18 protein-coding genes and 1 tRNA gene are annotated in these 26,065 nt (G+C 34.8%); 15 read left to right on the top strand and 4 right to left on the bottom strand.

Annotated features, from left to right (window positions below):
* Entirely contained in the window at positions 1-3,318 is a 3,318-nt protein-coding gene (locus FT986_RS09685) for a DUF2723 domain-containing protein (protein ID WP_147864857.1), read from the bottom strand.
* A 159-nt stretch (positions 3,319-3,477) separates the two neighbouring features.
* Between FT986_RS09685 and FT986_RS09680 the strand changes: the two genes are divergently transcribed.
* Positions 3,478-3,550, top strand: a tRNA-Gln gene (locus FT986_RS09680).
* 49 nt (positions 3,551-3,599) lie between these two features.
* Here FT986_RS09680 and FT986_RS09675 read toward each other — a convergent pair.
* Positions 3,600-4,217, bottom strand: coding sequence for a metallophosphatase domain-containing protein (locus FT986_RS09675; protein ID WP_147864856.1), 618 nt, complete (start codon positions 4,215-4,217; stop codon positions 3,600-3,602).
* Between the two features lie 406 nt (positions 4,218-4,623).
* Here FT986_RS09675 and FT986_RS09670 point away from each other — a divergent pair, with 406 nt between their 5' ends.
* Positions 4,624-6,132: a hypothetical protein gene (locus FT986_RS09670; protein WP_147864855.1), complete on the top strand. Its 1,509-nt coding sequence runs from the start codon at positions 4,624-4,626 to the stop codon at positions 6,130-6,132.
* Here FT986_RS09670 and FT986_RS09665 read toward each other — a convergent pair.
* On the bottom strand, positions 6,125-6,958 hold the full coding sequence (locus FT986_RS09665) for a universal stress protein (RefSeq protein WP_147864854.1): 834 nt from the start codon (positions 6,956-6,958) through the stop codon (positions 6,125-6,127). The genes FT986_RS09670 and FT986_RS09665 overlap by 8 nt on opposite strands.
* A gap of 164 nt (positions 6,959-7,122) precedes the next feature.
* Between FT986_RS09665 and rimP the strand changes: the two genes are divergently transcribed.
* The 3 genes from rimP to infB are packed head-to-tail and all read left to right on the top strand — an operon-like array spanning position 7,123 to position 11,619.
* Positions 7,123-7,584 (top strand): ribosome assembly cofactor RimP, encoded by a 462-nt coding sequence (rimP, locus tag FT986_RS09660; protein ID WP_147864853.1) that lies wholly within the window; start codon positions 7,123-7,125, stop codon positions 7,582-7,584.
* Between the two features lie 12 nt (positions 7,585-7,596).
* Complete coding sequence (nusA, locus tag FT986_RS09655; protein WP_147864852.1) at positions 7,597-8,829, top strand: transcription termination factor NusA; 1,233 nt, start codon at positions 7,597-7,599, stop codon at positions 8,827-8,829.
* A gap of 60 nt (positions 8,830-8,889) precedes the next feature.
* The gene (infB, locus tag FT986_RS09650) at positions 8,890-11,619 is read left to right on the top strand and encodes a translation initiation factor IF-2 (protein ID WP_147864851.1); all 2,730 of its coding nucleotides are present in this window, start codon (positions 8,890-8,892) and stop codon (positions 11,617-11,619) included.
* A 137-nt stretch (positions 11,620-11,756) separates the two neighbouring features.
* On the opposite strand, the gene FT986_RS09645 is transcribed toward infB, so the two are convergent.
* Positions 11,757-12,146: an SPOR domain-containing protein gene (locus FT986_RS09645; RefSeq protein WP_147864850.1), complete on the bottom strand. Its 390-nt coding sequence runs from the start codon at positions 12,144-12,146 to the stop codon at positions 11,757-11,759.
* 224 nt (positions 12,147-12,370) lie between these two features.
* Between FT986_RS09645 and FT986_RS09640 the strand changes: the two genes are divergently transcribed.
* The 10 genes from FT986_RS09640 to queG all read left to right on the top strand — a co-directional run bounded on the left by FT986_RS09640 (position 12,371) and on the right by queG (position 26,061).
* Positions 12,371-13,723, top strand: coding sequence for a cytochrome c3 family protein (locus FT986_RS09640; RefSeq protein ID WP_147864849.1), 1,353 nt, complete (start codon positions 12,371-12,373; stop codon positions 13,721-13,723).
* Positions 13,724-13,754: 31 nt separating this feature from the next.
* A complete protein-coding gene (locus tag FT986_RS09635; protein ID WP_147864848.1) occupies positions 13,755-16,835 on the top strand; it encodes a TAT-variant-translocated molybdopterin oxidoreductase in 3,081 nt (1,026 codons plus the stop codon).
* Between the two features lie 36 nt (positions 16,836-16,871).
* Positions 16,872-18,368, top strand: a complete 1,497-nt coding sequence (gene nrfD, locus FT986_RS09630; RefSeq protein WP_245924734.1) for an NrfD/PsrC family molybdoenzyme membrane anchor subunit — start codon at positions 16,872-16,874, stop codon at positions 18,366-18,368.
* Positions 18,369-18,378: 10 nt separating this feature from the next.
* Positions 18,379-18,903 (top strand): DUF3341 domain-containing protein, encoded by a 525-nt coding sequence (locus FT986_RS09625; protein ID WP_111540713.1) that lies wholly within the window; start codon positions 18,379-18,381, stop codon positions 18,901-18,903.
* A gap of 4 nt (positions 18,904-18,907) precedes the next feature.
* The gene (locus FT986_RS09620) at positions 18,908-19,621 is read left to right on the top strand and encodes a cytochrome c (RefSeq protein ID WP_147864847.1); all 714 of its coding nucleotides are present in this window, start codon (positions 18,908-18,910) and stop codon (positions 19,619-19,621) included.
* Between the two features lie 31 nt (positions 19,622-19,652).
* The gene (locus tag FT986_RS09615; protein ID WP_147864846.1) at positions 19,653-21,014 is read left to right on the top strand and encodes a quinol:cytochrome C oxidoreductase; all 1,362 of its coding nucleotides are present in this window, start codon (positions 19,653-19,655) and stop codon (positions 21,012-21,014) included.
* Positions 21,015-21,043: 29 nt separating this feature from the next.
* Positions 21,044-22,126, top strand: a complete 1,083-nt coding sequence (locus FT986_RS09610) for a cytochrome c oxidase subunit II (RefSeq protein ID WP_147864845.1) — start codon at positions 21,044-21,046, stop codon at positions 22,124-22,126.
* 26 nt (positions 22,127-22,152) lie between these two features.
* On the top strand, positions 22,153-23,988 hold the full coding sequence (locus FT986_RS09605; protein WP_147864844.1) for a cbb3-type cytochrome c oxidase subunit I: 1,836 nt from the start codon (positions 22,153-22,155) through the stop codon (positions 23,986-23,988).
* 69 nt (positions 23,989-24,057) lie between these two features.
* A complete protein-coding gene (ruvB, locus tag FT986_RS09600) occupies positions 24,058-25,080 on the top strand; it encodes a Holliday junction branch migration DNA helicase RuvB (protein ID WP_147864843.1) in 1,023 nt (340 codons plus the stop codon).
* 54 nt (positions 25,081-25,134) lie between these two features.
* On the top strand, positions 25,135-26,061 hold the full coding sequence (queG, locus tag FT986_RS09595) for a tRNA epoxyqueuosine(34) reductase QueG (RefSeq protein ID WP_147864842.1): 927 nt from the start codon (positions 25,135-25,137) through the stop codon (positions 26,059-26,061).
* Positions 26,062-26,065: the final 4 nt, after the last annotated feature.

Here is a 26,065-nt window from a genome sequence, read left to right as displayed (position 1 = left end):
TTATAATGACGGAGTGTTTATTAAAGTGTCTTGTAGTAAAGTTTGATCTTGTTTAAGTTCATTTTCTAGGTTAGGAGTGTTTTGTAAAGGTAAATCTTCCTCAACATCATAATTCTCATCATCCCTATAAAAATGTTTAAACTTCTTAAGATAACTATTAAACTCATCAGCTTTCTCTTTTACCAATTCTTCATCTTGATTAAGAACTAGAAGATCAATTAAGCTTCTGTACCGTTCAATATCTGTGATAATTTCATCGCCAATGTTGTATTGTCTTTCTAATGATAACTGACTGTAATAATTGATGTTTTCCTGATATTTTTCAGCAATCTTATTCCATATATCTCTCGCTTTTTCTTTTTCACCAATTTGATAGTAACCATCAATAAAAGGTTCTATAAGCGGATAATACCCATATTTTTCTAAAGGCATTTTTTCCATTCCTAAATCTAGAATTTCTTTAGCTCTAACCGAGTCTTTCTCTTTTAAAAGATTTTCTACCAAGCGTGCTAAGTTGCTTCTATAGGTAATCGAGTTTTTGCGAGTTTCAGGATCATAATAAATATCATCGCTTCCGCTGTTACCCCATTCCCAATCTTTAACGATAGAGTACATTTTATCGGTGTCAATTCTACCCATTGTATATGGGTCTCTAGGATTTATAGGAGTTTGAATAGGAACCAACTTATAGCAAACACCGTCTAACTGTAAGTAATCCTTCATCCATAGATAATCATCGTTACCAAAGCTTCCTCCAGTGAAATAAATAGGTCGTTTCCAGTCTACATTTGCTAAGACATCTAACATTAATAAACGGTTCTTGTATATGGCATTTCCTTCGAGTTGAATGTCGATATAAGGAACGATTTTATCTTTTTCTTCTGGTTTTACAATTCCGCTTTCAATAGCATTTGTTGCATTTACAGGAACTCTTATGGTTTTAGTAGGAAATACACTAATGGTTTGTCCATTTTGTAATTCTGCCTGTGTACTTGGGTGGTCGCTCTTTATGTATTTTAACCAATCGGTGATTAATAAAGTATCACCTACACGAGGATCTTCCATATACCTTAGGTAATCGTTTTTTCCGTAAAGATAATCTTCGTGTTCAAAAATGGTTTTTACGGCTTTACTTTCATAAGCAGCTCTTTTCATTTGATCAATATACCAATCGGTTGCAAAAAGGCTGGTATTGATCACACGAACATCGGTTCGGTAGCCTTCTATTTCTTGAGCATACCAAAGTGCAAATGTGTCGTTATCCCCAATGGTAAATAAAATCCCGTTTTCATCTACCGAATCGAGATACATTTTTGCCATAGATCTAGCCGTGTATTTTCCAGAGCGGTCGTGATCGTCGTAGTTTTGTGAAAGTAAAATTCCGGGAACGGCGATTAAACAAATCACACTAACTACTGGAGCTATGATTTTTGGAGAGGCGTATTGTTTTAATTTATCAATAAGTGCATACACACCAAAACCAATCCAAATGGCGAAAACGTAAAATGATCCTACGAGGGCGTAATCCCTTTCACGAGGTTCAAAAGGTCTTTCGTTGAGGTATATTTTGAGGGCTATTCCTGTAAAAAGAAAGAAAACTAATAGAACCCAGAAGGTTTTTACATCTCTTTTTGACTGAAATAATAATCCGATTAAGCCTAAAATTAGAGGCAGGAAGAAATAGGTATTTCTCCCTTTGTTATTTTTAACGTCACTAGGTAGATTATCTTGAGAGCCGAGTCTAATCTCGTCTATAAAATCTATTCCGCTAAGCCAATTTCCGTGAAGATCATCATACTTTCCTTGAATATCGTCTTGTCTTCCTGTAAAATTCCACATAAAATACCTCCAATACATATACCCCATTTGGAATTGAAATAAATACTGAAAGTTAGAAGCTGTAGAAGGTTTTTCTACTTTAAGATAAGCTCCGAATTGCTCTAAGAAACTAATGTAATCTTCATTGGTAAGCTTTCCTAAAGCATATTCTTTTTTAAATTGATTAACCGTAGAAACCAACTGGTCTTCTTGTTGATATTCTGGTAAGATTGAAAACTCTATGGGACCTGTAAACTGCATATAGTTAGCCATATGCTCTGTACTCCACATTCTAGGTAAGAACGTTTTATGCTCATCACTAGAGTTTTGTTTAGAATTTTTCCAATCATTGACAATGATGTATTTTCCAGCAGCTTCATCTTCTTCATATTTAGGTTTATCATCTATGTACGGTTGATCTTCATCTAAACCTCCAAAGAGATCGGTAAATTGAGGACCGTAAAATAATTTTGTTTCAGGATATTGCTCTCGGTTATAATATGCCAAGAGTTCTCTAGCGTTATCCGGACTGTTTTCATTAATAACAGTTCCTGCATTGGCACGTATAGGAAGCATTACCCAAGAAGAAAAGCCTATAAAAATAAATAAGGTACAAAGGATTAAAGTATTGGCATGGATGTAATCTTTTTTCCGTGTAAACGTTAATCCAAAGTAAAAAAGCGCTATTAATACTAAAGCAGCAATAATCGTCCCCGAATTAAAAGGTAAACCAAAAGTATTGACAAAAAATACTTCCGCTTCAGCGAAAAAGGTTAGTGAATAAGGAAGTAAAAGTTTGAAAATAAACATTAAAATAGCCACAACGACTACATTTGCTATGATGAAATTCTTTACAGTTACTTTTTCTACGTTTTTAAAATAGTACAAGAAACCAATTGCTGGGATGGTAAGAAGAGCCATAAAGTGAACTCCAAATGATAAACCAATAATAAAAGCAATTAGAATAAGCCAACGATTACCGCGAGGTTTAAACATATCTCTGTCCCAAAGTAATCCTACATAAAATAAAATGGCCATTAAGAAACTTGCCATGGCATAAACTTCGGCCTCTACAGCGCTAAACCAAAAACTGTCTGTAAATGTAAATGCTAATGAACCGACTAAAGCACTTCCTAAAACAGCTACTTTTTTAGAAGCAGATAGGGTTTCTTCGTGACCTGCAATTTTTCTTACCAATAAGCTAATAGACCAAAACATAAATAATATAGTAAAGGCGCTAGAAAAAACCGATACCATATTCACCATAAGTGCGACTTGATCTGCATCTGATGCAAAAGTAGAAAAGAAAGCTCCTGTCATCTGAAATAAAGGCGCTCCTGGTGGATGTCCTACTTGTAATTTTGCCGATGTAGCAATATATTCCCCTGCATCCCAAAAACTGGCAGTAGGTTCTACAGTTAGCATATAAGTGATTAAGGCAATGGCAAAAACTAACCATCCCATTATTTTGTTCCACTTACTAAAGTTAAAGTCTCTCATACTTAATGAATAATAATGTCTAGCAATTTGGCGAATTTAAGAATAAATGCCGAATGAGAAGAGAACGTATAAAGGATAAAAATATTTTTTTTAAAAAAATTTTTATTTTTATTTGGTATAACGAAAGTTTCTTTTAAATTTGCACTCGCATTACGATGATGGCCCATGGTGTAACTGGCAACACGTCTGTTTTTGGTACAGAAGAGTCTAGGTTCGAGCCCTAGTGGGCCAACAAAAAAACCCAATTTCTTATAGAGATTGGGTTTTTTCATTTATAAACCTTACAAGTTTATAATTATTGGTTTGTTTGGTGTAATGTACTTATCATCAAAAGACGTAGCGTTAATGTAAGTAGTCTTTCCTAATTTAATTTTCCCGTAGTTATCATGTGCATGTCCAAAAATATGGTAGTCGGGTTGTAAGCATTTTATTTGCCTTCTTAAATAGGGGCATCCTACATGTTTGTTTTTTGTATGATCTAAAATGTCGTAAGGTGGATTGTGGGTAATTACTATATTCGCTTTGCGCGGAATTTTTTCCCAATGATTTTCAATCTGATCTACTTTTAGTCCAAATGCCCATCTTTCTCCTAATGATGTGTTTGGTGAACCCCAGAAATGAAGATTATTTATAATTAGAGATTCATTGATTAAAATATGTACGCCTTGTAAGTAGGGCTTTAATTTTTCGTAGCGTTCTTTCTCAAGGTAAAAATCATGATTGCCGGGAACTAAGATTTTATAAGCATGATTTTGATTAGAGAACCATGATAAAAAGGCCTTAGTTTCGTGAAAAGTTCCGACTTCAGAAAAGTCCCCTGCGTGTATAAGAATATCTCCATCGGGGATATTTAGTAGGTTTTCTCTGGTATGGGTGTCAGCAATGCAAATTAATTTCATGCCGTAATGATAAACAAATTAAATTCTAATCAAGAATTTTTTCAGTTTGTTCCTCATCTAGCGGAAGTGCGATTTTTGTGGCTTGCATAATAAGTATGCAAACAATAAGAGTGGTTAGAAGAAAAAAAAGAAATTTAACTAAAAGACTGTCTGTATGTAAAAAACTATAGATACCCAATGCAATTTCTGCAATAAGAAAAAAGGCTAAGAAAATAAGTTTAAGTATCATTTTTACATAAGATTATGTTGCAAATATAAAGCGAGAGCTTCATTGATTTTTCTAAAAAAATACAATTAATTTAAATTTAACGATTGGCTAATATTTAGAATATTTTCGTTAAATCTTTTACAATAAGTTAGATAGGTAAATATTAAAACTTACTTTCATTTTCAAAACAAAATTAATTTGAAAACATTTTTAAAGATTATATCTGCAGTAGGAGTTTTGCTAATTGTCGGTTATATCGCCACGCACTTTTTTGTAAAAAATAAAATAGAAACCGCTCTAGATAAGCCAATCGCAGAGGGTGTAGTTAAATACGAAGATTTAGGACTTAATCTTTTCCGCGGAAGCGTAGACTTGGCAAATATTAAATGGAAAAGTGACAAGAATGAATCTCATCTTAGTGTTCCTCGTTTAAAAGTTACTAGTTTCTCTTATTATGCATTATTGTTTGATGATCAGATAAAGGTGAAAAGGGTATTTTTAAAAGAACCGAAAATTTTCCTTCACCAACAAACAGATTCTGTAAAATCCGATTCTGAAAATGATGGTAAAAAATTCGAAAAAGAAATTCTTGTAGAGAAATTTGAGTTAGATAATGGAAATTTTATCTTGAAAAAAGACAGTATTGAAAAAATGCGAGTGGCTGAGTTAAACTTTAAGATGCTAGATATTTTTTCTAATAAAAAATCAAGAAATAATAATGTGCCTTTTGATTATAGAAAATATGAAATGAGTGGAGGTGGTTTTTTCTTTGATATGAATGATTTGCAAGAATTAAATGTTGAGAAAGTGTCTGTTTCAGAAAAAAATATTTCTTTACGGAATTTACATATGGCTCCTAAACATAGTAAAGAAAAGTATATTGAGCATATTCCTTATGAAAAAGATTGGATGGATTTAAAGATTGACGAGTTATCGATTCTTGACTATACGTTGAATTTAAAAGACAAAAAGAGCTTTTCGGCTCCACTGGTAGAAATCAATAAATTAAATTTTGATATTTACAGAGATAAGACGGTTAAGGATGATGTGAGAGAGAAGGACTTGTACAGTAAAATGTTAAGAGATTTAGATTTTGGTGTTAAGATAGATTCATTGAGTGTTACTTCTAGTTATGTATCTTATGAGGAACAATTGCATAAACCTGGACCAGCGGCAAGAATATTTTTTGAAGATTTCAATTCTGGGATATCAAACATTACTAATCTGGATTTAAGCCGAGAAGATTTTCCTGTAACTAAAGTCAACATTAGTACTCAATTTATGGGGAATTCTAAACTAGATTTTAACTGGAGTTTTAAGGTGAACGATACGTTAGATCGTTTTACGATTCAAGGTTCTGGTTACCAAATTCCTGATACATCTATTAATTCTTTTTTTAGACCTGCGTTTAATATGGAAGCAGAAGGAGGTGTTGATGAGGTGTATTATAATTTTAGCGGTGATCGTAATCAAGCTTCGGGAGATATTAAATTAGATTATGAGAAATTTAAATTGCACGTTTTAAAGAAAGATCGCGAAAGAAAAAATAAGGTGCTTAGTTTTTTGGCAAATATAGTGGTGAAGAACTCTTCTAAGAACGGAGGTATTTCTAAAAATGTAGGTGAAGTTAAAAGAGACAAGACCAAATCTTTTTGGAATTATTTTTGGTCTTGTCTCGAAGCTGGTTTGAAGAAAGTATTTATTTAATTCTAAAAGTAACCACGGGTCTTTTTGCGTGATTTACTAAGTCTTCGCTTATGCTTCCGTTAAGGAAATGAGCAAGGCCTTTTCTTCCGTGGGTGCTAACACCAATTAAATCTGCATTCTTTTTAGAGGCGTATTTTAAAATTCCTTTTTCAACAGATTCGGCTCCATAAACTTCAAAACTTACGTTGCTTGTGTTTACACCGCTAAGAAGAGCTGTAGATTTTTCTTCTAAGTAATCGTCGGTTTTAAATTTATTAGAGGTGTTGATGTATACCACGTGCATTTTTGCATTTAGCATATTGCAAAATTGAACAGCCTCTATAAATGAATCTTTATTTTTTTCCATTAAATCGGTGGCGTACACCATATTTTTCACGTCAGAAACCATAATGTCGTCCTTAATTACGAGAACAGGTATATCTGAATTTCTAACCACTTTTTCTGTATTAGAGCCAATAAAAACTTCTTTCATTCCGGTGGCGCCATGAGAACCCATGACTACCATGTCTACATTGTTATCTTTGGTAAATTCCATAATTCCATCAAAAGCTTCTTGAAATTGTACCGCTTCGTAAACTTTAATTCCGTTAAGATAATCTTTAGACAAAACCTCTTCAAAACGTTTATGGGCAAGTTTCATAAAGTATATAGACTCGGGAATTTGATTTCCGCTTCCAGAAGTTGCGGGATCAATAAGTTGTGTGGGAAGCTCGAGCATATGTAGAAGGTAGATTTCGCTGTTATATTTTTTAGCAAATTGTGCGGCAACTTTTAAAGCACTTTCTGCTTGTTCAGAAAAATCTGTAGGGACAAGAATTTTTTTCATTTTAAGGTGGTTTAATTTTGTTAATTAATCTTATATAATAAAGTTACAAATAATTTCATTGGACATCTAATTTATTATGTTAGAAAATATTACTATATTTGCAGTGGAAAGAAAAAATAATTGATAGAGGGGACATACAGTCCCCTCTTTTTATAAATATTTTAATGCAGAAAGAGTTAGTTAAAGGATTGCTAGACAAAGCTTTAGATGAGAATGAAAGCTTGTTTTTGATAGACTTTGAAATTAAGAGTGATAACCAGATTTTTGTGGTTATAGATGGGGATAAAGGTGTCTCTGTGAATGATTGTATTGATGTTAGTCGTGCTATTGAGCATAATTTAGACCGAGAAGAAGAAGATTTTTCTTTAGAAGTGACCTCTGCCGGAGTAGCTGCGCCTTTGTTAATTCCGAGGCAGTTTAAGAAAAATATTGGAAGAAAGTTAGCGGTGAAATTAAAGGAGGAGGCTATAGAAGCCAATTTAGAAGATGCTAACGAAGAAGAAATTACACTCCGTTGGAAGGCTAGAGAACCTAAGCCTGTGGGAAAAGGAAAAGTAACAGTGAAAAAAGAAGCTGTAATACCTTATTCCGATATTGTAGAAGCAAAAGTGATGATAACGTTTTAACAGAAATTAGATATGGAGAATATCGATTTGATTAACTCTTTTTCGGAGTTTAAGGATGATAAATTAATAGATCGTGTAACTTTAATGGCGATTTTAGAGGATGTATTTAGAAATGCTCTAAAGAAAAGATTTGGGGAAGACGATAATTTTGATATTATTATCAATCCTGATAAAGGAGATTTAGAGATATGGAGAAATAGAGTTGTGGTAGCAGATGGAGAGGTTGAAGATGACAACAAAGAAATCTCACTTACAGCTGCTAGAAAAATTGAGCCAGATTTTGAAGTAGATGAAGATGTTTCTGAAGAAGTGAAATTGATAGATTTAGGTCGTAGAGCTATTTTAGCTTTAAGGCAAAATCTAATTTCTAAAATACATGAGCACGATAATACGAATATCTATAAGCAGTTTAAGGACTTAGAAGGTGAGATTTATACGGCAGAAGTTCATCATATTCGTCATAGAACCGTAATTTTGTTAGATGATGAGGGTAACGAACTGGTAATGCCTAAAGATAGACAGATTCCTTCAGATTTTTTCCGTAAAGGTGAGAATGTAAGAGGAGTGATTGAAAGTGTAGAATTAAAAGGGAATAAGCCAATTATTATTTTATCAAGAACGGCTCCTGTTTTCTTAGAGAAATTATTTGAGCAAGAAATCCCAGAAGTTTTCGACGGATTGATTACCGTAAAGAAAGTGGTTAGGGTTCCTGGAGAAAAAGCTAAAGTGGCAGTAGATTCTTATGATGATAGAATTGACCCTGTTGGAGCTTGTGTGGGAATGAAAGGTTCTCGTATTCACGGTATTGTTCGTGAACTAGGAAATGAAAATATAGATGTAATTAATTTTACGACTAATAATCAATTGTTGATTACTAGAGCGTTAAGTCCTGCAAGAGTTACTTCTATTAAAATAGATGAAGAAAAGAAAACCGCTCAGGTAATGTTAAAACCTGAAGAAGTTTCTAAGGCTATTGGTAGAGGTGGTCATAACATTCGTTTGGCTGGCCAGTTAACAGGTTATGAGATTGATGTTTATAGAGAAGGAGGAGAAGAAGATGTTGAGTTATCTGAATTTACAGACGAAATTGAAGATTGGGTAATTGCAGAATTATCTAGAATAGGATTAGATACGGCTAAAAGCGTCTTGGAGAAAGATGTAGTAGATTTAGTCAAAATAACAGACCTTGAAGAAGAAACCATTCAAAATGTAATTAGGGTCTTAAAAGAAGAATTTGAAGATTAATTTTTTTTTAAAAATTTTAATCATATAATAAGAATAAAGAGGTTAATTTAGAGGCAATTTATGGCTGAAGCAAGAACAATGCGATTAAACAAAGTACTACGTGAATTCAATATATCACTAGACCGTGCTGTAGAATTTTTAGATTCTAAAGGTTATGATATTGAAGCGCGTCCTACTACAAAAATTTCCGAAGAAGTTTACCAAGTGCTTTTTGAGAAGTTCCAAACTGATAAAAGTAAAAAAGTAGCTTCAAAAGAAGTAAGTGAAGAGAGAAAGAAAGAAAAGGAGGAGCTTCGACTGACAAGAGAAAAAGAGCAAGAGGAAAAATTGCGTAAACTAGAAGAGAGAAGACTGAAAGAGAAGGAGAGAGAAGAGGAGGAAGCTCGAATAGTTAAAGCTAAGGCAAGTTTAAGTGGTCCTAAGCAGGTTGGGAAAATAGATTTAGATAAAGATAAATCTAAAAATAAACCAAAACCTAAAAAGGAAGAAACACCTCAAAAGCCTCAAGAACCTAAAAAAGAAGAAAAGAAGAAGGAAGAGCCTGTTTCAACTTCAAAATCTGGGTTGAAGAAAGAATCTCCTTCTAAAAAAGAAGAAGAGGTGAAAGCTCCAGAAGAACGTTTGGAGACTCAGTATAAGAAACTTAACGGACCTAATTTTACAGGAGAAAAAATTGATTTAAGTCAATTTAAAAAGAAACCTGCTAAAAAGAAAGAAGATCCTAAAGCTAGTGCCGCTGCTGCTGCTAAGAAAAAGAAGCGTAGAAGAATTAGTAAAGATTCTGGTGGTAATGCTCCTGGAGGTAACAGGAGAACTGGTGGTGGAGCCTTCAAAAAAGGTGGAAACAACAAAGCTCGTAGACCTCAGGTTACTAAAGAGGAACCTACAGAAGAGGAAGTACAAAAACAAATTCGTGAAACTTTAGAGAAACTTCAAGGTAAATCTTCTAAAGGTAAAGGAGCGAAATATAGAAGAGATAAAAGAGATCAACACCGTCAAAAAACTGAAGACGAGCAAGCGCAGCAAGAACAGGAGAACAAAACACTTAAAGTTACTGAGTTTGTAACGGTAAGTGAAGTTGCGACGATGATGGATGTGCCAGTAACGAAAGTAATTTCTGCTTGTATGTCATTAGGAATGATGGTAACGATGAATCAGCGTCTAGATGCTGAGACGCTTTCTATTGTTGCTGATGAGTTTGGATATGAAGTTGATTTTGTGACTGCCGACTTAGAAGAGTCAATTGAAGAGGTTGTAGATAATCCAGAAGATCTTGTTGAAAGAGCGCCTATTGTAACTGTAATGGGGCACGTAGATCACGGTAAAACTTCATTGTTGGATTATGTTCGTAAAGAAAATGTAATCGCAGGTGAAAGTGGAGGAATTACACAGCACATTGGAGCTTACGGAGTTGAATTAGAAAATGGTAATAAAATTGCATTTTTAGATACACCAGGACACGAAGCCTTTACGGCGATGCGTGCTCGTGGAGCTCAGGTTACAGATATTGCTATTGTAGTAATTGCAGCAGATGATGATGTGATGCCACAAACAAAAGAAGCTATTTCTCACGCTCAAGCAGCGGGAGTGCCAATTATATTTGCGATTAACAAAACAGATTTACCTACAGCTAATGTAGAGAAAATTAAAGAGAAGTTAGCTTCTATGAATTTGTTAGTAGAAGATTGGGGTGGTAAAGTACAATCTCAAGATATTTCTGCGAAGACAGGAGCTGGAGTAAAAGAATTATTAGAAAAAGTTTTACTTGAAGCTGAAATCTTAGAGCTTAAAGCAAATCCAGATAGAAACGCTTCAGGTACTGTTGTGGAAGCTTATTTAGATAAAGGTAGAGGGTATATCTCAACTATTTTAGTGCAAAGTGGTACTTTGAAGATAGGAGATTATGTTCTTGCAGGAACTACAAGTGGTAAGATTAAAGCTATGCACGATGAGCGTGGCAATAAAATAAAAGAAGCAGGGCCTTCAACGCCAGTTTCAATATTAGGATTAGACGGTGCTCCGCAAGCTGGAGATAAATTCTCTGTAATGGAAGATGAGCGTGAAGCTAAAGATATTGCATCTAAGCGTACTCAGCTACAACGTGAGCAGAGTGTAAGAACTCAACGTCATATTACTTTAGATGAAATTGGACGAAGAATTGCTTTAGGAGACTTTAAAGAATTAAATATTATCTTAAAAGGTGATGTTGATGGTTCGGTAGAAGCCTTAACGGATAGTTTCCAAAAATTATCTACAGAAGAGATTCAAGTAAATATTATCCATAAAGGAGTAGGTGCTATTACAGAAAGTGATGTATTGCTTGCTTCGGCTTCTGATGCGATTATTATCGGATTTAATGTTAGACCTGCTGGGAATGCTCGTCAAGTTGCTGATAAGGAAGAAATAGACATCAGAACTTATTCTATTATTTACGATGCTATCAATGATCTTAAGGATGCTATGGAAGGTATGTTATCTCCAGAGATGAAAGAAGAGATTACGGGTAACGCAGAGATTAGAGAAACATTTAAGATATCTAAAATCGGAACCATCGCTGGTTGTATGGTAACTGATGGTAAGATTTATAGAAATAGTAACATTCGATTAATTCGTGATGGAGTGGTAGTTTATACTGGATTCTTATCTTCATTAAAACGATTTAAGGATGATGTGAAAGAAGTTTCTAAAGGCTACGATTGTGGTCTTCAAATTAAGAACTACAATGATATTAAAGAAGGAGATGTTGTTGAAGCATTCCAAGAGGTTGCAGTTAAAAAGAAACTTAAATAAATTTAAAGATTATAAATAAAAAAAGCTGCTCAATAAGAGTAGCTTTTTTTATTTATAATTAAGAGCTCTAAGCTCTTCATTTAATATTACAGTAAAACGCTTGCTGGGCCATATATATTAGTTCTGTATTGTTAATTTTACTGTCTGGGTTTAAATACAAAAGAACTTTTAAAATCCTCTTTAATGGCGATAAATAACCTTTCTGCCTCAAGTCTATCTCTAAAGTCACCTACCCAAACTTTGTAATTAGGAGTTTGGTATTCTATACTAGCAGGTTCATCTGGATGCTTTATTTTAAATTTCTGTCTAATCTTGTTGGCCGCTTCTAATGTTGACCCAGAGAAGAGCTGAATTTTGTAACGCTCATTAAGTTCATTACTCTCTGTCATTTTTGATTTTAATACTAAGAGTTCTTGAACTAATGGGTCTGTATTTATTTTAGATTTACTCTCTTGAGCATTTAAGTTTGTTAAGCTGAAAGTGCAAATGCTTAAAAATAAATAAATTACTGAGGTGTGTTTGTTCATAACGCAAATTAATTTTTACAAAAGTATGATTAAATAACTATAGTTGGGCTTGAATTATTATTTAGAAGTAATATAAATTAAGCATTAACAGTTCTGTAACATTCCTTAAATCATCTATAAGTATTACTTTTGTGCTTGGATTTAGGAGTGTTAAGATATGTTAATATAGCTAACTACTTCACTGTAAAAATCATACCAAATTAAGATGTTAATTCAGCTGTAATATGAAAAAGGTGAATATACGCCATTCAATTTCTAGAACACTACTACTCTCGTTAGTAGTTTTATTTTCATTCTCTCAAACTTCGTTTTCGCAAGAAGACTCTGGAGCTGCTGCGGATGCTCCTAGTGTAGAAGAGTCTGCTTCGGCAGAAGCGATACCTTCGAGTTCACAAGGTGGAGATCCTGCTGCGGGTAAAGATTTGTTTAACTCCTTATGTGCTGCTTGTCATAAGCCGTATAAACGAGCGACAGGTCCTGCTTTGCATGGAGTGACAGAAAGACATGAAATCGATTGGCTTTATAGATGGATAAAAAATAGTGCTGCAATGATCGATGCAGGAGATCCTGAAGCGGTAGCAATTTATGAGGAGTACAATGAGACTCCAATGAATGCTTTCCCTCAGTTATCAAATTCTGATATCGATAACATACTTGCGTATGTGGAGCAGCCAAAACCAGAACCTAAAGTGGCAGCTACAGGTGAGGGTCAAGCTTCAGGTGGGTCTGGAAGCGGGGTGTCAACTAATATTGTTTTAGGAGTGCTTGCATTTGTGTTACTGTTATTGGTAGCGGTGTTGGTGTTGGTGAATAAAACGTTAAATCGATTTGCGGAAGCAAATGGTGTTCCTGTGGTAGTTTCTGAGAAAAGAAAGCCAATCTGGAAAGCTTTTGTTGAGAATCAATTTTTAGTTTTGGTTACCTCAGTATTCTTGTTGCTTGCTGGTGGGTATTTTGTTTATGGATATTTGATGCAGGTAGGTGTTGATCAGGGTTATCAGCCGGTTCAGCCAATACATTATTCGCATAAAATTCATGCAGGAGATAATCAGATCGAGTGTAAATATTGTCACTCTTCTGCTCGAGTAAGTAAAACATCTGGGATACCATCGCTAAATGTGTGTATGAACTGTCATAAATCTATTTCTGAAGTAGCGCCAGAAACTGCTACTGAAGATTATTCTAAAGAGTTTTATGATGGTGAGATCGCTAAGCTTTACGAGGCGACAGGATGGGATCCTGCGACTCAGTCGTATAGCGGAGAGCAAAAACCTGTAAAGTGGGTGAGAATTCATAACCTGCCGGACTTTGCTTATTTTAATCACTCGCAGCACGTTTCTGTAGCTGGAATTACTTGTCAAGAGTGTCACGGTCCTGTAGAGGAGATGGAAATTATGCGTCAACATTCACCATTAACAATGGGTTGGTGTATTAATTGTCACAGAGAAACAAACGTAAAAGTAGAAGGCAATAAGTATTATGAGAAAATTCATGAGGAATTGTCTAAGAAATATGGTGTTGAAACATTAACAGCGGCTCAAATGGGTGCGTTGGAATGCGGTAAATGTCACTACTAATTTTTTAAGAAGTTAATATCTATATTATCATATGTCATCAAACAAGAAATACTGGAAAAGTGTTGAAGAGCTAAAGGAGGATAGTTCTATTGTTGAGACGCTTCAACAGAATGAATTTGTGGAAGAAATTCCTACAGATGAGTTTTTGGGAGACAAAGAAACATTAGAAAGTTCTAAAACTTCCAGAAGGGATTTCCTTAAATTTGTTGGGTTTAGTACGGCGGCTGCGTCTCTTGCAGCTTGTGAAGGTCCTGTGACTAAATCAATACCTTACGTGGTTCAACCAGAGCGTATCGTTCCTGGTGTAGCTAATTATTATGCTACAACTATTGCAGATGGGTTTGATTTTTCTAGCGTACTGGTTAAAACTCGTGAAGGAAGACCTATTAAAATAGAAAATAATACTCTTGGTAAGGTTAATTCTGGTGCAAATGCTAGAGTTCATGCTTCTGTATTGTCATTGTATGATAATAAAAGAGTTAAAAGGCCTTCTATTAAAGGGGAAGATGTTTCTTGGGAAAGGTTTGATAAGGAGTTAAGTGAAAAATTAAATGGTGTAGGAGGAAAAGAAATTGTGTTAATGACACAAACTTTTGCTAGTCCTTCTACTACTGAATTGATTAAAGAGTTTAAGGCGAAATTTTCGAATGTTCGTCACGTAGTATATGATACCGTATCTGAAAACGCTGCGTTAAATGCGTTTGAGGCAAAGTATGGTTACAGAGCGCTTCCTAATTATGATTTTTCTAAAGCAGAAACAATCGTTTCTATTGGAGCAGATTTCTTAGGAGATTGGCAAGGTGGAGGATATGATTCTGGATATGCGCAGGGAAGAATTCCAAAGAATGGAAAAATGTCACGTCATATTCAGTTTGAATCTAATATGTCTATGACAGGTGCAAATGCAGATAAGCGTGTTCCTGTAACTCCTTCTGAGCAAAAGATGATTTTAGCTGCGCTTTACGGATATGTTTCGGGAAATCCTTCAAGTAATTTAGCTGCTAAACTAGATGATGCTGTTGTAAAAGCTAAAGAACAATTAAGAAGAGCTGGGTCTGGAGCGGTAGTGGTTTCTGGAATCGAAGATGAGGATGCTCAAAATTTAGTAATGGCAATAAACGAACAGTTAGGTAGCGCGGTAATGGATATTGCTAATCCTAGAATGATTCGTCAAGGTAATGCTAAGGAGGTTCTTGATTTAGTAAATAAAATGAATAATGGTGCTGTAGGTGCTATTATGACTGCAGGAGTAAACCCTGCTTATAGCTTACCAAACGCAGATGTGTTTGTGAAAGCGCTTAAAAACGTAGATGTAAAAGTAGCTTTCTCTTCTAAAATGGATGAGACTGCTAAATTATGTAATTTTGTTGCTGCTACGCCTCATTACTTAGAAAGTTGGGGTGATGTGCAGTTAACTAAAAATTACTTTAGTTTAATGCAGCCTACGATTAAGCCATTATTTGATACACGTCAATTTCAAGATTGTTTATTGAAATGGACGGGTAGTGAAAAGTCTTACTATGAGTATATTAAAGAGACTTGGAAAGGAAAGTTAGGTTCTTCTTCTTGGTCAACTGCATTGCATGATGGAGTTTTTGAGTCGAATTCAACGCTTTCTGAAGAATCTGATGCTGAATTTTTGGGTGCAGGTGTATCTGCTTCCGCTTCAGCGAGAAAATTATCTCAGTCTGAAAAAGGAAAAGGTTTAGAGTTGACGCTCTATACTAAAACTGCTCTTGGAGATGGGGAACAGGCTAATAACCCTTGGTTACAAGAATTACCAGATCCTATTACTCGAGCTTCTTGGGATAATTACTTAACGGTTTCTAAGGCTGATGCTGAAGCAATGGATTTAGAAAATAAACACGTTGCTAATGGTGGTTTAAATGGTAGCTATGTTACTGTTAAATTAGGTAAAACTGAGCTTAAGAATGTTCCTGTGATCATTCAGCCAGGACAAGCTAAAGGTTCTGTTGGTTTAGCTTTAGGATACGGAAGAAAAGAAGCAATTCAAGAAGAAATGCAGGTAGGTGTTAATGCTTACCCGTTATATAAAGATTTTAATAACGTTCAAAATATTACCATTGAAAAAGCATCTGGTGAGCATGAGTTTGCTTGTGTGCAGTTGCATAACACTTTAATGGGTAGAGGAGATGTTGTAAAAGAAACAACGTTAGAAATTTTCAATACTAAGGATAAGCACGAGTGGAATTCAACTCCGCACGTATCTTTAAATCACGAGCCTGTTCCTGTGACTTCTCCAGAGGTAGATCTTTGGGATGAATTTGACAGAACAATTGGTCACCATTTTAATCTTTCTATAGATTTAAATGCTTGTACAGGTTGTGGAGCTTGTGTTATTGCTTGTCATAGTGAAAATAATGTTCCTGTTGTAGGAAAATCTGAAGTAAGACGTAGTAGGGATATGCACTGGTTGCGTATTGATCGTTACTACTCATCTGAAGAGACTTTCGCAGGAGATAATCAAAAGAAAGATGATTTTGACGGTTTAGGTGATTCATTGTCTGGATTCGGTGAGCTAGAAGATGCTTCCGATAATCCTCAGGTTGTTTTCCAGCCAGTAATGTGTCAGCACTGTAATCACGCACCTTGTGAAACTGTTTGTCCGGTAGCGGCAACTTCTCACGGTCGTCAAGGTCAAAACCATATGGCTTACAACCGTTGTGTAGGTACAAGATATTGTGCTAACAACTGTCCTTATAAAGTACGTCGTTTTAACTGGTTCTTGTACAATAAGAATGACGAGTTTGATTACCATATGAATAATGATTTGGGTAGAATGGTATTAAACCCAGATGTTACGGTAAGATCTCGTGGGGTGATGGAAAAATGTTCTATGTGTATTCAAATGACACAAAAAACAATTCTTGATGCTAAACGTGACGGAAGAGAAATTAAAGATGGAGAATTCCAAACCGCTTGTTCTAATGCATGTAGTTCTGGTGCGATGAAATTTGGAGATATCAACGATAAAGAAAGTGTTGTAAATGATAAAAAACAAGATGATAGAATGTATCACTTGTTGGAATATGTAGGTACGAAACCTAATGTATTCTATCATACAAAAGTTAGAAACACTTCTGAAGTATAATAATAGAGTTAATAAAAGAATCAATTATAAAGCATTATGTCTCATTACGAAGCACCTATTAGAAAGCCTTTAGTTACCGGAGATAAATCCTATCATGATGTTACTATAGATGTTGCAGCACCTGTTGAAGGTAAAGCAAATAAGTCTTGGTGGATTGTATTTTCTATTGCCTTAGTAGCTTTTATTTGGGGATTAGGATGTATCACTTACACTGTATCTACAGGTATTGGTACTTGGGGATTAAACAAGACCGTAGGTTGGGCTTGGGATATTACCAATTTTGTTTGGTGGGTAGGTATTGGTCACGCTGGTACACTTATTTCTGCCGTATTATTGTTATTCCGTCAAAAATGGAGAATGGCAATTAACCGTTCCGCGGAAGCGATGACAATCTTCTCTGTAGTTCAAGCAGGTTTATTTCCGATTATTCACATGGGTCGTCCTTGGTTAGCATATTGGGTATTACCAATTCCTAATCAATTTGGATCATTGTGGGTAAACTTTAACTCTCCACTACTTTGGGATGTGTTTGCAATTTCAACTTACTTATCTGTTTCATTAGTATTCTGGTGGACAGGTTTATTGCCAGATTTTGCAATGATTAGGGATAGAGCGGTAAAGCCTTTTCAAAAGAGAATTTATTCTATTCTTTCATTTGGATGGTCTGGAAGAGCTAAAGATTGGCAACGTTTTGAAGAAGTGTCATTGGTATTGGCAGGTTTAGCTACTCCATTAGTACTGTCTGTACACACTATTGTATCTTTTGACTTTGCTACATCGGTTATACCAGGTTGGCATACTACGATTTTCCCTCCTTACTTTGTGGCGGGAGCGATTTTCTCTGGTTTTGCTATGGTAAATACCTTATTGATTATCATGCGTAAGGTTTCTAATTTAGAAAACTACATTACTGTTCAGCATATAGAATTAATGAACATTGTAATTATGCTTACAGGTTCTATTGTTGGGGTAGCGTATATTACCGAGTTGGTAATTGCATGGTACTCTGGAGTTGAATTTGAGCAGTACGCATTCTTAAATAGGGCAACAGGACCTTATGCTTGGGCATACTGGTGTATGATGACGTGTAACGTATTTTCTCCTCAGTTCATGTGGTTCCCTAAATTAAGAAGAAGTATAATGTTCTCTTTCTTTATCTCTATCGTAGTAAACATAGGAATGTGGTTTGAGCGTTTTGTAATTATCGTAACTTCTTTACATAGAGATTATTTACCATCATCTTGGACAATGTTCTCTCCAACCTTTGTAGATATTGGTATTTTTATAGGAACAATTGGGTTTTTCTTTGTACTATTCTTATTATACGCTAGAACGTTCCCTGTAATTGCACAGGCAGAAGTAAAAACAATCCTGAAATCTTCAGGAGCAAAATATAAGCAGTTAAGAGCAGAACATGGAGATCATGTAAAACTATATGATGAGCCTGTAAGAAAGCCAGCGTCAAATATCGATAATGAAAAAGACGCAGCAGATGATGCTAATTCAGACTCAGATAATAATATAAACTCATAATAAGTAAAGAATGTCTTCAAAAGTTATACACGCTATTTATACGGACGATGACTTGCTTATGCAAGCCGTAAAGCAAACAAGAGAGGCCAACTACCACATTGAAGAGGTTTATACACCTTTTCCTGTACACGGTCTTGATAAGGCAATGGGATTAGCTCCAACTCGATTAGCAATTACCTCATTTTTGTATGGATTAGTTGGTTTATCGGTAGCTATTTCTATGATGAATTTTATTATGATACAAGATTGGCCGCAAGATATTGGAGGAAAGCCAAGTTTTAGCTTTCTGGAGAACTTACCGGCATTCGTACCAATTATGTTTGAACTTACCGTATTTTTTGCTGCTCACCTTATGGTTATTACTTTTTATATGAGAAGTAAGCTATGGCCTTTTAAACAAGCTGAAAATCCAGATGTCAGAACTACAGATGACCACTTCTTAATGGAAGTTAGTGTAGGGAAACATAATGTAAAAGATATGTCTAAATTTCTAAGCGATACCGGAGCTTTAGAAGTGAACTTAATAAACAAATAAACCTATGAAAAGTTTATTTAAAATAGCTGGGGTTACTTTAATGTCTTTATTGGCAGTATCCTGTTTTAATGAAAAAGATAGAAACTATCAATACTTTCCTAACATGTATAAATCTGTAGGATATGAAACCTATGGAGAGTATGAAGTTTTTGAAGGAAGCCAAGAAGCAAAATTACCTGTAGAGGGAACTATTCCTAGGGGATGGATGCCATACGAATATGACAACACTACAGAGGGTTATGATTTAGCTAAAGCGGAATTAAAAAATCCACTTCCTTATACAGAAGATAATGTAAATGAAGGAAAAGCACTTTATACAATCTACTGTGCAATTTGCCACGGTGATAAAGGTGATGGAAAAGGAACTTTAGCACAAAGAGAAAAAATACTTGGTATTCCGGCTTATGATGATGCTGGAAGAGCAATTACTGAAGGTTCTGTTTATCATGTAATGTATTATGGGATAAACACTATGGGATCTTATGCAGCTCAAACCAATGAAAAAGAACGTTGGCAAATAGATCATTATGTAATGGATTTGAAAGCTCAATTGGAAGGAAAACCAAAAAGAGAGCCTTTAACTGAAGATGAAGCAAAGCAATTTGATAGTAGTTCAGAAAATCAAATGGTAAATGCAGATGAAGAAATGACAAATGATGCAGCTTCTAGTCATGAGAATGCTAATAGAGAAGAGAGCAGTAGCTTAAACGAAGAATAAATTAAGAATCAACCGCATTATATATTTTAATATGTACACGCTATCTGGTAAATTAAAAATAACAGCAATAATCTTAATGATTGTTGGAGCAATAGGACTTATCTATGGCTTCTTATCTGCACCATCTACAATAGAAGATGTGAAAGAAATTATTGCATCCCACGAAGCTCATGGCGAAGGACACGCTGAAGCAGAACAAGCTACACATCACGTAGAAGAAACTCACGCAGACGAATCTCATGCACCTGTAGAAGAAGCTCACGTTGAAGCTGCACACGGCGATGAAGATGCACACGCAGAACACTTGTTACATCAATTACAAAATAAACCTTGGGCTGCAACTTATGTAGCGGCTTTCTTTTTCTTTATGATAGCTTTAGGTGCTTTAGCATTTTATGCAATTCAGCACGCAGCTCAAGCAGGATGGTCACCTGTTCTATTTAGAGTAATGGAAGCAGTTACCGCTTATTTATTGCCTGGTAGTATCATTATGTTTATCTTATTAGCTCTTTCAGGTTTTCATATCAACCATTTATTTATTTGGATGGATCCAGAAGTAGTAGCAAATGATGAACTTATTCAAGGTAAATCATCTTACTTAAATGTTCCTTTCTTTTTAATTAGAGCTGCTATTTATATTGCAGGGTGGAATATTTTTAGATATTTCCTTAGAAAAAATTCATTAAAACACGATGAAGTAGATCACAATCGTTTCTATAAGAAAAGTTTTAAATTATCTGCAGGATTTTTAGTATTCTTTATCGTGACAGAATCAATGATGTCTTGGGATTGGATTATGAGTTTAGATCCGCACTGGTTTAGTACTTTATTCGGATGGTATGTATTTGCAAGTATGTTCGTATCTGCCATTACCGTGATAGCTTTAGTGACTATGTACTTAAAATCTAAAGGGTATTTAGAATATGTAAACGATAGTCATATTCATGATCTTGCTAAATTTATGTTTGGTATTAGTATTTTCTGGACTTACTTATGGTTTTCACAGTTTATGTTAATATGGTATTCAAACATCCCAGAAGAGGTAACTTATTTCATTACACGAATAGAAGACTACAACTTGCCTTTCTTTGGTATGGTGGCCTTAAACTTTATTTTCCCTGTATTGATGTTAATGAATAGCGATTACAAAAGAATTAACTGGTTTGTAGTAATGACTGGTATTGTTATTCTTTTTGGTCACTACTTAGATATTTACAATATGGTTATGCCTGCCACAGTTGGTAAATCTTGGTTTATCGGTGTGCCAGAAATAAGTGCTATACTTTTCTTTGGAGGATTATTTATGTTTATCGTATTTAATGCTTTAACAAAAGCACCATTACTAGCAAAACGCAACCCTTTTATTAAGGAGAGTCAACATTTTCATTATTAAGATAATTAGTTTAAAGAAGATATTATAAAATGACTGTATTTTTAATCATCATAGTTATAGCGCTTTTAGGAATTACGTTTTGGCAAATGTCAAAAATCCTAAAACTATCTAAGTCTCAGAGTTCAGAAGATCCAACTATTGCATCCGATAAGGATAACAAAATTCAGGGTTACTTGATGTTGGCTTTTTTAATTGTATTTAACATTTTTATGTTTTACAATTTTTGGAGCTATTCTAAATTCTATTTACCTGAAGCTGCTTCGGCACATGGAGAGGAGTATGACCGTTTAATGTTCATCTCTATCGGACTTATTATGGTAGTACAAGTTTTAACTCAATTTTTGCTACACTATTTCTCATTTAAGTATAAAGGGGAAAAAGGTAAAAAAGCATACTTCTATGCAGATAATGATAAGTTAGAGTTTATATGGACTATTATTCCTGTAATTGTTTTAGCAGGTTTAATTATCTACGGATTATTTACTTGGTCTGAAATTATGAATGTGGAAGAGGATGAAGATACTGTTGTTATTGAATTATATGCTTATCAGTTTGGATGGAAAGCTAGATACGCAGGAGAAGATAACACCTTGGGTAAAGCCAATGTTAGGTTTATTGAAGGTATTAATACAGTTGGTATTGATGAAAGCGATAGTTACGCAATGGACGATAAAATAACAAGCGAACTTCACCTTCCTGTAGATAAGAAAGTACTATTTAAGTTAAGATCTCAGGATGTTTTACACTCTGCTTACTTTCCTTTCTTTAGAGCGCAAATGAATGTTGTTCCTGGGATGATTACTCAATTTGGTTTTACTCCTACAATTACTTCTGAAGAAATGAGAAATTCAGAGTATATGGTAGAAAAGATGACCGAAATCAATCAAATCCGTAAAGAGAACAGTAAAGAATTGGTCGCTAATGGGGAGATGGCTTTAGATCCTTATGAGTTCGAGTACTATTTATTATGTAACAAGATTTGTGGTATTTCTCACTACAATATGCAAATGAAAATAGTAGTAGAAAGCGAAGAAGATTACAAGGAGTGGTTAGCTGGTCAAGAGAGTTTTGGAGAAACTATGGCGAAGCAAGAAGAAAATAACAAACAATAATTATTTAAAAGTAATATATTATAGATATGTCAGCATTAGCAAACGCAACAGTAGCTCAAGATCATCACGGACACGATGATCATGGACATCATCATAAAGAAACCTTTATTACTAAATATATATTTAGTCAAGATCATAAAATGATCGCCAAGCAGTACCTGATTACTGGTTTAATCATGGGTGCGCTAGGGATTCTTATGTCTGTGTTATTTAGAATACAAATTGCATGGCCAGAACAGTCTTTCGCAATATTTGAATTACTTTTAGGTGAAAAATATGCTCCAGATGGAGTGATGAATGCAGATGCATACTTGGCTTTGGTTACCATTCACGGTACTATTATGGTATTTTTTGTGTTAACTGCCGGTTTAAGTGGTACGTTTAGTAACTTCTTAATTCCATTGCAAATTGGTGCTAGAGATATGGCATCTGGATTTTTAAATATGGTTTCTTACTGGATATTTTTCATTTCTAGTGTAATCATGATTTCCTCATTATTTGTTGAGTCTGGTCCTGCTTCAGCAGGGTGGACGATCTATCCTCCATTAAGTGCATTACCAGAAGCTATTCCTGGATCAGGAATGGGAATGACACTTTGGTTAGTATCTATGGCATTTTTTATCGCACAGTCTCTTTTAGGTTCTCTAAACTATATTGTAACGGTAATCAATTTAAGAACTAAGGGAATGTCTATGACAAGACTTCCATTAACTATATGGGCATTATTTGTAACTGCTATTATTGGGGTTGTTTCTTTTCCAGTATTATTGTCTGCAGCATTAATGTTGATTATGGATAGAAGCTTTGGAACTTCATTTTTCTTAAGTGATATATATATTAAAGGAGAAGTTTTAGCACATCAAGGTGGTTCACCAGTATTATTTGAACACTTATTTTGGTTCTTAGGTCACCCAGAAGTTTACATTGTAATTCTTCCGGCAATGGGTCTGGTATCAGAAATTATGGCAAGTAACTCTAGAAAACCTATTTTTGGTTATAGAGCGATGGTTGCTTCTATATTAGCAATTGCGTTTTTATCTACTATTGTATGGGGTCACCATATGTTCGTATCTGGGATGAATCCATTCTTAGGATCGGTATTTACCTTTACAACCTTATTAATTGCAATTCCATCGGCAGTAAAAGCCTTTAACTGGATTACTACCTTATGGAAAGGAAACTTACAAATGAATACAGGAATGCTGTTTTCTATTGGTTTTGTTTCTACATTTATTACTGGAGGTTTAACGGGAATTATCTTAGGTGATAGTACTTTAGATATTAACGTTCACGATACGTACTTTGTAATTGCTCACTTCCACTTAGTAATGGGTATATCTGCGCTTTACGGATTATTTGCAGGGGTTTACCACTGGTTCCCTAAAATGTTTGGAAGAATGATGAATAAAAACTTAGGTTATGTTCACTTCTGGGTAACAGCAATAGGTGCTTATGGAGTATTCTTCCCAATGCACTTTATCGGAATGGCAGGGTTACCAAGACGTTATTATACAAATACTGCTTTCCCATATTTTGATGATTTAGCTGATACGAATGTTCTAATTACTGTATTTGCAATTATTACAGCAGTAGTACAGTTAGTATTTATTTATAACTTTATTTCTTCTATCTTTTACGGTAAGAGAGCAACACAAAACCCGTGGAGATCTAATACTTTAGAGTGGACTACTCCAGTAGAACACGTTCACGGAAACTGGCCAGGAGAAATTCCTTCAGTATACCGTTGGTCTTATGATTACAGTAAAATGAATATAGATGAAACAGATTACGTTATCCCAGGACAAGATTTTGTTCCTCAAAACGTACCTTTACAAAAAAATGAAGAAGAGCTAAATCACTAATTAGTTCCTCAGCAAACTATACAAAGCCTTTTCTATCTTTAGAAAAGGCTTTTTATTTATATTTGTTTTATGAATGAAAATCTAGATGCTAGCGGAGAAAATTTTACTCCAGAAGAGTTTGATATAGAAAGAGCTTTAAGACCTCTTTCTTTTGATGATTTTGCAGGTCAGCAAAAGGTGCTTGAGAACCTTCAAATCTTTGTGCAGGCGGCTAATTTAAGGGGAGAAGCATTAGATCATACCTTATTTCACGGTCCTCCGGGCTTAGGGAAAACTACTTTAGCACACATATTAGCGAATGAACTTAACGTAGGTATCAAAATTACATCTGGGCCCGTTTTAGATAAGCCTGGTGATCTTGCTGGTCTATTAACTAATCTAGAAGAAAGAGACGTCTTGTTTATAGACGAGATACATAGATTAAGTCCTATTGTAGAAGAATATCTCTATTCTGCTATGGAGGATTTTAGAATTGATATTATGATTGAGTCTGGACCAAATGCGCGTTCAGTACAAATTAATTTAAATCCGTTTACCTTAGTTGGAGCTACAACCAGATCGGGTCTTTTAACAGCGCCTATGCGTGCCAGATTCGGAATATCTAGTAGATTAGAATACTATTCAACAGAGCTACTTTCTAATATTGTACAAAGAAGCGCCGAAATTTTGAATGTGCCTATAAGTATAGATGCTGCAATAGAAATCGCGGGTAGAAGTAGAGGAACTCCAAGAATTGCCAATGCTCTCTTAAGAAGGATTAGAGATTTTGCTCAGATAAAAGGAAATGGAAAAATAGATATCGAAATATCTAAATATGGATTGAATGCGCTTAACGTAGACGCCCATGGTTTAGATGATATGGATAACAAGATTCTATCTACGATTATAGATAAATTTAAAGGCGGCCCAGTAGGAATTACGACCCTTTCAACAGCAGTTAGTGAAAGCTCTGAAACTATCGAAGAGGTGTACGAACCTTTTTTAATTCAACAAGGTTTCATTGTACGTACGCCAAGAGGAAGAGAGGTAACTCCTGCGGCTTATAAACATCTAGGAAAAACCAGGCACGATACACAAGGCGGGTTGTTCTAAAGGCATAACATTTTCAGTAATTCATATAGCTTTCGTAAAATTCAGTAAATAAAAATGTTGAATAATACTTCTAGGTACACAAAACTCATAAAAGATGAAGCTAAAAGAATTGGCTTTATGTCTTGTGGCATTAGTAAAGCCGAATTTCTAGAGGAAGAAGCGCCAAGATTAGAAAATTGGCTCCATGAAAATAGAAATGGTAAGATGGGTTATATGGAAAACTATTTTGATAAAAGATTAGATCCTACCTTATTAGTCAACGATTCTAAAAGTGTGGTTTCTTTATTGCTGAATTATTATCCGCAAGATTTCCAAACAGAAAATACCTACAAGCTTAGTAAATATGCCTATGGACAAGATTATCATTTTGTAATTAAGGATAAGCTGAAGCATTTACTCAATTTTATAAAAGATGAAATAGGCGAAGTAGGTGGAAGGGCTTTTGTAGATTCTGCACCTGTTTTAGATAAAGCCTGGGCAGCGAAAAGCGGTTTGGGATGGATTGGTAAAAATTCAAATTTACTTTCTAAAAAAACAGGATCTTTCTTTTTTATTGCTGAATTGATTATCGATCTAGAGTTAGAATATGATACTCCTGTGACAGATCACTGCGGAAGCTGTACAGCTTGTATAGACGCTTGCCCTACAGATGCCATTTATGAACCTTATAAAGTGGATGGGAGCAAGTGCATTTCATATTATACCATCGAGCTAAAAGAAAGCATACCAGAGTCTGAAAAAGGGAAATTTGAAGATTGGATGTTTGGTTGTGATATTTGCCAAGATGTTTGTCCTTGGAATCGATTTTCAAAACCTCATAATGAGCCGCTCTTCAATCCGCATCCAGATTTATTGCAAATGACAAAACATGACTGGGAGGAAATTACTAAAGAAACCTTTCAGGAGATCTTTAAAAAGTCTGCCGTAAAAAGAACTAAATACGAAGGTCTTAAGCGCAATATTAATTTTTTAGAAACTTAATTTC

It is taken from the genome of Mesonia sp. K4-1 (genome assembly GCF_008017825.1).
Classification (GTDB): domain Bacteria; phylum Bacteroidota; class Bacteroidia; order Flavobacteriales; family Flavobacteriaceae; genus Mesonia.
Note: the sequence above shows the minus strand (reverse complement) of the source record. Positions and strands in the feature narration are given on the sequence as shown.